Annotated in this window: 2 protein-coding genes and 1 pseudogene; 1 reads left to right on the top strand and 2 read right to left on the bottom strand. The window is 33.4% G+C overall.

Features of this window, described 5'->3' with window-relative positions; genetic code table 11:
* Together DMP16_RS08900 and DMP16_RS08895 are read right to left on the bottom strand one after the other, a co-directional pair.
* Positions 1-793 (bottom strand): ATP-binding cassette domain-containing protein (locus tag DMP16_RS08900; protein ID WP_143577119.1); only part of this gene is annotated, 793 nt, incomplete at its 3' end.
* Positions 794-934: 141 nt separating this feature from the next.
* A complete protein-coding gene (locus tag DMP16_RS08895) occupies positions 935-2,410 on the bottom strand; it encodes a glycogen/starch/alpha-glucan phosphorylase (protein ID WP_069284668.1) in 1,476 nt (491 codons plus the stop codon).
* 249 nt (positions 2,411-2,659) lie between these two features.
* Here DMP16_RS08895 and DMP16_RS08890 point away from each other — a divergent pair.
* Positions 2,660-2,972: pseudogene (locus DMP16_RS08890) on the top strand (hypothetical protein); the annotation flags it as partial.

The following is a 2,972-nucleotide window of genomic DNA, read 5'->3' as shown; positions in this document are numbered from 1 at the left end:
AATCATTTCCATAATCATTAATTATAACCTCCAAATTTTCAATATCACCTATAGATGAAAGTGGAAGCTCTCCATTACCTTCTGTTATTGATATACAATACGTATTAGTATCTATTATCGCCAAAGCATTATCAACCTTACCCTTGTTAACGTAGAGACTATTTACCTTCTCAGCATTGAACGGACCGTAAATACTTCCGTTATATACTAAGTATAAGTCCCAGCCCTTTAGCCTCTTAACTAAATCCATCTCATGAGTGGTCAATAATACAATTCCATCCCTCTTTTGATTAAGAACCTTAACCATTTTCAATCTTCTAAGAGGATCTAGGTTCTCAAACGGCTCGTCTAATAAAGCTAGCTTAGAGTTGAAAGATAAAGCTAGTGCATTACCTAAAATCTTTTGCTGACCTAGACTTAACTCGTTTATCTTATTATTAAAAGAATCGAAGTTAAAGAACTTGAGAAAACTTATTATACTTTCATCGCTTGTATTGTTAAGGCTTGCATATATTCTTATTATGTCTTTTACCTTTCCTAAAATTATTTTGTAAAAATCGATGTTATTAGAGGAAATCCCGATGAAATTACGGAGTTTTGATACTTCTTTATTGAAAACAGTTAATTCTCCTTTTATCACCTTAGCTATTCCTAGAATGGCGTTAATGAAAGTTGTCTTACCAGAGCCATTTGGTCCTATAAGTACAGAATTTTTATTAATTTCTAAATTAATGTTCCTTAAAATAGGTCTAGTGTCACTGTAACCAATAAACACATTTTTAGCTCTAATCATAACTTTTTCCTAACCATTATTCATGCCTTAAAATAAATACTTTTTCAACACTTAGCTTAGGGTTACTCCTAGGTACTTAATAAAACTGACCTCCTCCCTAAAGTGTTCTCTTTTTCGTGTATAAAGTTCGTTCCTCATAATCTAATATATCATATCTAGTACCCTCTTAATGTTAGTGTATGACGTAAAGGAAGTAAAAGCGTTTTTGATCACCTCGTTATACCAATCCTTATCTGATTCAGCCTTTTCTAAAATACGTAAAAATTTACTCTTAAATTCCTTATAATCCCTCTCATCAATTTCCTTAGCCTTTTGAGAATTATATATATCAACGAACTCCCTAATATCATCTCCAAATAGCCAACCGTTATAACCGTCAATGATTACTTCTAAAGCTCCACCATCTCTGGACGATAATGTAGGTACTCCATTAATCCCAGCTTTCATATAACTAGTTCCGCATGCTTCCCAACTCGAAAATGGAGTGAATAATAATAAATCTCCACCTGATAAAACATACTTCGCGTTGCTAAGGTTATAGTCATATACGTACACTACGTTTTTATATTCCCTTTGCAATTGGTTGAACTCTCTCATATATCCTATTCCTTCTGGGTCTTTAGGGTGAGCTATCCCACCAACTATAAACGTGACGTTTAAGTCCCTTCCCACTTCCCTTATCAGTCTGGTAATAAAATATGGTCTCTTATACTTGGTTATCCTTCTAGCCCAGACAACAATGAAGTCTCCGTTCACTTTTTTATAATTGTTTAATAGCTTCAACAAGTCTTCTTTAGCCTTCTTTTTAGCATTGACTAGCATTTCATATTTTTTCTGACTGTAGATTTTTCTAATCTCATCATGCATCCATCTGGTAAAACTAACTCCATTGGTTAAAGGCGTTGGATTAGCTTCAGGCAACATAAGTTTAGTTAAATGGTTATGTTTATATGATACTGTGTGAACATAATCAGCGTATTTCAGTAAGAGTCTTGTAAGCATTACATCCCCTTGAGCCTCTATTCCAAATTCGTCCTTAAGTGTTTGGGAAGAAAAATAGGGATGACCCCAAGGTCCGGGAGTATGTGTCGTTAAATGAGTCTCGTACTTACCGTGAAGTGGTATTAGAGATAAACCGGCTAAAGATTCTTGGGCGTAAACAGCTTTCACATTATTCAAACTATTAATATACTCAACAGAAGCCTTCGCTAATATGATGTAAGTGTATTCATAATCAAATCTATCCTCATCAACGTATAACCTGCTGGTGACTCTTACAGCCCAATCTGGGGATAAAGCTTTAAAGAAAACTGCCTTTGCATTACCTTTAGTTAAAGTAAGTACTCGTAATCTTACCTTTCCCGGTTTAGTATTGATTTCAATTTCTCCTTCACTTTTTAATTTTTTCTCTATTTCAGAATAATCTAAGAGTTCTTCCCTTATTTCATCGTCTACGAAATAATTAGCGTAGCCTTTCGGATAAAATAACGTGATTACTGTGTAGGGTAATTTACTTTCTGACGCTTCAATAAACTTATCTCCTTCTAATACTCCTAAACCCCCAGCATATATGGGAACTTCATCCAATGCTAGTTCTGGAGTCACTGAAACTATCATAATCAATACATAGTTATACTTCATGTTTTAAGCCTTAAACCCCATAGTTAACTAACATGTTAAATATTAAATTTCTGAATTGAGTAGATATTTTCCGTTATCTTTTTTGCCAAGGAAAGATTATTTATAATATATAAAAATCCTTCATTATAATATAAAATTCGAGTAAGCCAAAATCATTATAAAATATCATTACACCAAATTTACAATATAATCAACTTTATAACCTTCTAATATAGATTTTAGTTTATGGAGGAACTTTTTAAAGTCGTTGATAAGTCTAAATGGACCGCAGTTCACACTCTAATGTTCGCCTCATTAGCCGTAGGATACTTCATGTGGGGAGTTATTTCCTCAATAGCACCTTTATTCTATCCTAACGTGAACAGTGTACTATTTTTACTAACTCCAACCTTTGCAACTCTTGCCGGAGATTTAGTGTTACCAATATTCTCAGATAGAAGACTGGGAAGAAAGACTACCTTCTTCATCACAATGAGTCTGTATTCTATAGGTGATATTGAAAATTTGGAGGTTATAATTAATGATTATGGAAATGATT

The sequence above is a fragment of the Sulfolobus sp. B1 genome, assembly GCF_007050195.1.
In the GTDB taxonomy this organism is placed as follows: domain Archaea; phylum Thermoproteota; class Thermoprotei_A; order Sulfolobales; family Sulfolobaceae; genus Saccharolobus.
Note: the sequence above shows the minus strand (reverse complement) of the source record. Positions and strands in the feature narration are given on the sequence as shown.

Excerpts from the sequence above, each read along its gene's own strand:
- DMP16_RS08895 (WP_069284668.1), bottom strand. The coding sequence starts at position 2,410 with ATGATAGTTTCAGTGACTCCAGAACTAGCATTGGATGAAGTTCCCATA.